Genomic DNA, 5,492 nt, shown 5'->3' with positions numbered 1-5,492 from the left:
CGACCTGCCGCTGTTCCCGCCCCCGCCGCCCTGATGCGCCGCCCGGCCCTGCTCACGCCGCTGCTGGCGGCGCTGCTGGCGCTGTGCCTGGCGCCGGGGCTGCGCGCCCAGGAGCTGAGCCCGCAGGAGCTTGGCGAAGGCTGGATCATGCCGTCCGACGAGACCCCGGGAAGCCTGATCCCGAGCCGGCCGGATGCGCCGGCCGCGGGCCAGGTGCCCCAGCCCGCCGTGCGGGGCGGCGCCAGCCCGGCACAGATCCGCCGCCTGATCGTCAGCCGGCTGCGGCTGACCGATGCGCGGATGCGGCCGCTGATGCTGCGCCAGGCTCGCTGCCTGGCCTATGCGGTGTATTTCGAAGCCCAGGGCGAGACCCGGCTGGGGCAGCTGGCGGTGGCGCAGGTGGTGCTGAACCGGCTGCGCGACCCGGCCTATCCCAAGACCATCTGCCGCGTGATCGCCGACCGCGGCCAGTTCCCCTGGACCACCGGCGACCTGACCATCCGCGACGCAACCCGGTTCCGCATCGCCTGGTCGGTGGCGCTGCACATGATGGCCGGCATCTTCACCGACCCGACCCGCGGCGCCACCCATTTCTACGCCCCGGCCCGGGTCGGCGCCCCGGCCTGGGCCACGCCCGACGCCTATCTGATCACCATCGGCGGCCACCGCTTCTTCCGACCCTGACCGCGCGGAGGGACATTCCAAACCCGTCATCGCGAGGAGCGAAGCGACGTGGCGATCCAGCGGCACCGACCACTGGATCGCCACGCCCCTTCGGGGCTCGCGATGACGAAATGGAGGTATGTGAGGCGATATCGATCCAGTCGCTGAGAATTGGCAAGATTTGCCCGATCCCTGTCATCCGCGCCAATGGCCCGCCCCGTCCGGCTTGGGCACAGTGCCGCCCGCGTCACACGGAGACCGATCATGAGCAATGCCGTCACCGCCATCCCCGCCGCCCCTGCCGCCGAGGCGCTGGCCCATTTCCGCGCCCGGCTGGCCTTCGAGACCGACTGTTCCGATGTGCACGAGGCCCTGGCCTCCGGCGCCCCCGGCTTCGTGCTGGCCGAGGCGCGCGGGCCGAAGGCCTATGCCGCCGGCCATGTGCCCGGCGCGATCAACCTGCCGCATCGCGAAATCACCGCCGAACGCATGGCCGAGTGGCCGATGGACACGCTGTTCGTGGTCTATTGCGCCGGGCCGCATTGCAACGGCGCCGACCGGGCCGCGCTCAGGCTGGCCGAGCTGGGCCGGCCGGTGAAGATCATGATCGGCGGCATCACGGGCTGGCTGGACGAGGGCTTCGTGCTGGAGGCGTCCTGATAGGCGGGGAGTGCGGGCCCGGCCCTTGGAACGGCGGGCCCCACCCTGTATGGTCGGGCCGACACCGCGTGCCGAGGCCCGATGAAGACGCTGCCCGAATTCCCCAACCTCTTCATCCTCGACCACCCGCTGATCCAGCACAAGCTGTCGCACATGCGGGACAAGGGGCGGTCGACCAACGGATTCCGCCGGCTGCTGCGCGAGATCTCGCTGCTGATGGGCTATGAGATCACCCGCGACCTGCCGATGACGACCGAGCGGATTGAGACGCCGCTGGAGCCGATGGACGCGCCGGTGCTGCTGGGCAAGAAGGTGGCGCTGGTGTCGATCCTGCGCGCCGGGCTGGGCATGACCGAGGGGCTGATCGAGCTGATCCCCTCCGCCCGCCAGGGCCATATCGGCCTGTACCGCGACCACGACACCAAGATGCCGGTCGAATACCTGGTGAAGCTGCCGGAACCGCAGGGCCGCATCTTCATCGCGGTCGACCCGATGCTGGCCACCGGCAACTCCGCCGTTCATGCCGTCGACGTGCTGAACCGCCACGGCGTGCCGGACGAGCTGATCCGCTTCATGGCGCTGGTGGCGGTGCCGGAAGGGGTTCGCACCCTGCACGCCAAGCACCCCAATGTGCGCATCTACACCGCGGCGCTGGACCGCTGCCTCGACCACAACGCCTATATCCTCCCGGGCCTCGGCGATGCCGGGGACCGCATGTTCGGCACAAAGTGAAGCCCATGACCGACCAGCCCAAGCAGCTCCTGCACCTCGTCCTCGGTGGCGACCTCAAGGACACCCAGAGCGTCGAATTCGCCGACCTGTCGAAGGTCGACATCGTCGGCCTGTACCCGAATTATGCCGAGGCCTATGCCGCATGGCGGGCCAAGGCGGCGGCGACGGTGGACGACGCCCAGAAGCGCTATTTCGTGGTGCATCTGCACCGACTGCTGGACCCGTCGACCGACGCCAAGAAGAGCTGAGGCCTGAGGGCGCCGCCGCCGTCAGGCGGCGGCGCTGGCCTGCAACTGGCGGCGCACCGTCTCCAGCGCGTCCTTGAGTTTGCCCGCCGTCTCCGCCGTCAGGCCGGAGGCGCAGCCGATCCCCTCGAACACCGTCGCCACCTCCGCCTGCATCGCCCGCCCGGCCGGGGTCAGGTGGATGTGCACCACGCGCTCGTCGTCGCGGCTGCGGCGGCGCTCGACCAGCCCTGCCGATTCGAGGCGCTTGAGCAGCGGCGTCAGCGTGCCGGAATCGAGGAACAGCTGGTCGCCGATCGCCTTCACGGCGAGGCCGTCGCGCTCCCACAGCACCAGCATCACCAGATATTGCGGATAGGTCAGGCCGATCCGGTCCAGGAGCGGCTTGTACACGCGGTTGAAGGCGTGCGCCGTGGAATAGACGGCGAAGCACAGCTGGTCGGTCAGGCGGTACGGGGCGTCGAGGGTGTCGGGCATCGAAGCCTCCCCGGCTGGGGATGGAAAGGTCGATCCGACCGGATACCGCAAACAATTCAATTGCACACCACTCAAATTCGCATGGCCGCTCTCTTGCGCATTGCGTATCGAGCAATTCAATTGTGCGCTATCTAATTTCTCGCAAGCGGCGTCGTGCCGCCCCCGAACCAGCGAGACCGATCATGACCATCCTCTACCGCACCAAGGCCACTGCCACCGGCGGCCGCGACGGCCGGGCCACCAGCGAGGACGGCAAGCTGTCCGTCGCCCTGACCACGCCGAAGGAGCTGGGCGGCCAGGGCGGCGACGCCACCAACCCGGAGCAGCTGTTCGCCGCCGGCTATTCCGCCTGCTTCCTGAGCGCGATCAAGTTCGTCGCCGGCCAGGCCAAGGTGAAGGTCGCGCCGGAGAGCACGGTGACCGCCGATGTCGGCGTCGGCCCGCGCGACGACGGCCAGGGCTTCGGCCTGGATGTCGGCCTGACCATCACCCTGCCGGGCCTGGAACGCGCCGTGGCCGAGGATCTGGTCGCCCGCGCCCATGTCGTCTGCCCCTACTCGCACGCCACCAGCGGCACCCTGAAGGTCCGCCTGACCGTCGCCTGACACGATCACGGCGGGGTCGGCGATCCGGCCGGCCCCGCCCCACAGCATCCGGAGTTCCCGATGAGCGTTTCCGTGAAGGCCCTGGCCCTGGCGGCCGTCGCCGCCCTGTCGCTCGGCATGGCCCAGGCCGCCGAAGCTGTGCCCGCCGGCGTCAAGAACATCGTCTTGGTGCACGGCGCCTTCGCCGACGGATCGAGCTGGTCCGGCGTGGTCGCCGCCCTGCAGGCCAAGGGCTACCACGTCACCGCGGTGCAGAACCCGCTGACCTCGCTGGCCGACGACGTCGCCGCCACCAAGCGGGTGCTGGCCCAGCAGGACGGGCCGACGCTGCTGGTCGGCCATTCCTGGGGCGGCGTGGTGATCACCCAGGTCGACGACCCGAAGGTGGCCGGGCTGGTCTATGTCGCCGCCCTGGCGCCGGATGTCGGCGAATCCGCGGCTGACGTGTTCAAGCATGGGCCCACCGCGGTCGAGGCCGACGCCATCAAGCCCGGCCCGGACGGTTTCGCCACCATCCCGGCCGACCGGTTCCACAGCGCCTTCGCCGCCGATTCCACCCCGGGGCAGGCTGCGGTGATGGCCGCCACCCAGGGCCCGATCGCGGCCGCGGCCTTCGGCGAGAAGGTGACGAACGCCGCCTGGAAGAAGCTGCCCTCCTGGTTCCTGGTGTCGACCGCCGACCGGGTGATCAATCCGGATCTGGAGCGCTGGGAGGCCGAGCGCATCGGCGCCCATGTGGTGTCGGTGACCGGCAGCCACACCGCCTTCGTCGCCCACCCCGCGGTGGTCGCCAAGGCAATCGAGGACGCGGCGGGTTCGCTCAAGCGCTGACCGCGACCTGATCGACGGCCCGCCCGTGGCATTGCGCCGCGGGCGGGCTTTCCGCTACCAGGGACGGATGACCGTCGCCCTGATCGCCCCGACTCTCGATCATCTGCCCGGATTTGCCGACGCGTTGCGCCGCGGCTGGTCGCCGGACACCGTCCGCAAGGACGCGGCGGCGCGCGAGCAGCTGGAGCGGATCGCCCGGGATCCGGCCGGCTTCGTCGCCGGGCTGGATGATCCCGAGGCGCGCGGCGGCCCGATCACCCTGCCGGACGGCAGCACGGTGCCGCGCCTGCCCGGCTTCCACCGCTGGCTATGGGACGGCGACTTCTGCGGCAGCCTCAACCTCCGCTGGCAGCCCGGCACTGCCGCCCTGCCGGCGCATGTGCTGGGCCATATCGGCTACAGCGTGGTGCCCTGGAAGCAGCGCCGCGGTTTCGCCACGCGCGGCCTGGCGCTGCTGCTGCCGGAGGCGCGGGCGCTGGGCCTGGCCTATGTCGAGCTGACCACCGATCCCGACAACCTGGCCTCGCAGCGGGTGATCCTGGCCAATGGCGGCCGGCTGGTCGAACGCTTCCGCAAGGCGGAGGGCTATGGCGGCGGCGAATCGCTGCGCTGGCGCATCGACCTCTGACCCCGGCGGGTGGAGTCCGGCACGCCTTTGCCGTAGACCGTCGGGGATCTCCTCCGGCGATTCGGAAAGGAACCGGGATGGCGGTTCGCGGCGACAGACCCTCCTCCGCCCTGCTGGTGCGGCCGGTGCTGGGCCTGGCACTGGGTGCCAGCACCCTGCCGCTGCTGCATGCCGGGGTGTTCCCGGCGATGCTGCCGGCGCTGCAGGTCCAGGCCGGCGCCTTCGGGCTGGTGACGGCCGAATCGCTGCTGGCGCTGCTGCCCTTCCTCGGCTGGGCCGCCCTGGCCCGGCGGAACGGCGAGCGCCCGCCGATCATCGCCGGCGGCGTGCTGGTGGCCCTGGCGCTGCTCGGATTCCTGGCCGTGCTGCGCCAGCCCCTGGCGCCGGAGGATTCCATCCTGCTGCCCGCCCTGCTGTGGATCGCGGCGGTGGTCGGCGCCGCCGGCCTCATGGTCGGCAATCACCTGCACCTGATCCGGCTGGGCGGCGGGTCGGGCGGCCGCATCACCGTGATCACGGTGGCCGCGGCGACGCTGTTCGGGCCGATCCTGGTCAACGCCGTGGCCGTGGTGCTGCAGCCGGCATCCGGATCCCTGGCCATTCCGTTGGGGCCCCATCTGTTCTGGGCGGCGATGGCGCTGGCCCTGGCCT

At 70.8% G+C, this 5,492-nt stretch carries 9 protein-coding genes; 8 read left to right on the top strand and 1 reads right to left on the bottom strand.

All coding sequences use genetic code 11. The features are described from left to right. The 4 genes from P409_RS36440 to P409_RS25305 all read left to right on the top strand — a co-directional run. Nucleotides 1-684: cell wall hydrolase (locus P409_RS36440; RefSeq protein WP_193366523.1), on the top strand; the 684-nt coding region annotated here is incomplete at its 5' end. A 243-nt stretch (nucleotides 685-927) separates the two neighbouring features. Then, nucleotides 928-1,323, top strand: coding sequence for a rhodanese-like domain-containing protein (locus tag P409_RS25315; protein WP_034844991.1), 396 nt, complete (start codon nucleotides 928-930; stop codon nucleotides 1,321-1,323). Between the two features lie 81 nt (nucleotides 1,324-1,404). Continuing rightward, nucleotides 1,405-2,055, top strand: a complete 651-nt coding sequence (gene upp / locus P409_RS25310) for a uracil phosphoribosyltransferase (protein ID WP_034844990.1) — start codon at nucleotides 1,405-1,407, stop codon at nucleotides 2,053-2,055. A gap of 5 nt (nucleotides 2,056-2,060) precedes the next feature. After that, a complete protein-coding gene (locus tag P409_RS25305; RefSeq protein WP_034844989.1) occupies nucleotides 2,061-2,303 on the top strand; it encodes a DUF4170 domain-containing protein in 243 nt (80 codons plus the stop codon). A gap of 21 nt (nucleotides 2,304-2,324) precedes the next feature. Here the strand turns inward: P409_RS25305 and P409_RS25300 are convergent, their stop codons facing one another. Continuing rightward, nucleotides 2,325-2,777: a MarR family winged helix-turn-helix transcriptional regulator gene (locus P409_RS25300; protein WP_034844987.1), complete on the bottom strand. Its 453-nt coding sequence runs from the start codon at nucleotides 2,775-2,777 to the stop codon at nucleotides 2,325-2,327. A gap of 182 nt (nucleotides 2,778-2,959) precedes the next feature. Between P409_RS25300 and P409_RS25295 the strand changes: the two genes are divergently transcribed. The 4 genes from P409_RS25295 to P409_RS25280 form a co-directional block, all read left to right on the top strand. After that, nucleotides 2,960-3,382, top strand: a complete 423-nt coding sequence (locus P409_RS25295; RefSeq protein ID WP_034844986.1) for an organic hydroperoxide resistance protein — start codon at nucleotides 2,960-2,962, stop codon at nucleotides 3,380-3,382. A gap of 60 nt (nucleotides 3,383-3,442) precedes the next feature. Then, the gene (locus tag P409_RS25290; RefSeq protein WP_052121370.1) at nucleotides 3,443-4,213 is read left to right on the top strand and encodes an alpha/beta fold hydrolase; all 771 of its coding nucleotides are present in this window, start codon (nucleotides 3,443-3,445) and stop codon (nucleotides 4,211-4,213) included. Between the two features lie 67 nt (nucleotides 4,214-4,280). Next, nucleotides 4,281-4,841 (top strand): GNAT family N-acetyltransferase, encoded by a 561-nt coding sequence (locus P409_RS25285; protein ID WP_034844985.1) that lies wholly within the window; start codon nucleotides 4,281-4,283, stop codon nucleotides 4,839-4,841. Nucleotides 4,842-4,918: 77 nt separating this feature from the next. Then, a partial coding sequence (locus P409_RS25280) for a hypothetical protein (protein ID WP_034844984.1) occupies nucleotides 4,919-5,492 on the top strand: 574 nt, incomplete at its 3' end.

Origin of the sequence: Inquilinus limosus MP06, from assembly GCF_000767795.1 — a bacterium.
Lineage (GTDB): Bacteria > Pseudomonadota > Alphaproteobacteria > DSM-16000 > Inquilinaceae > Inquilinus > Inquilinus limosus_E.
The sequence above is the reverse complement of the archived record's forward strand: the minus strand, read 5'-3'. Positions and strand labels throughout refer to the sequence as shown.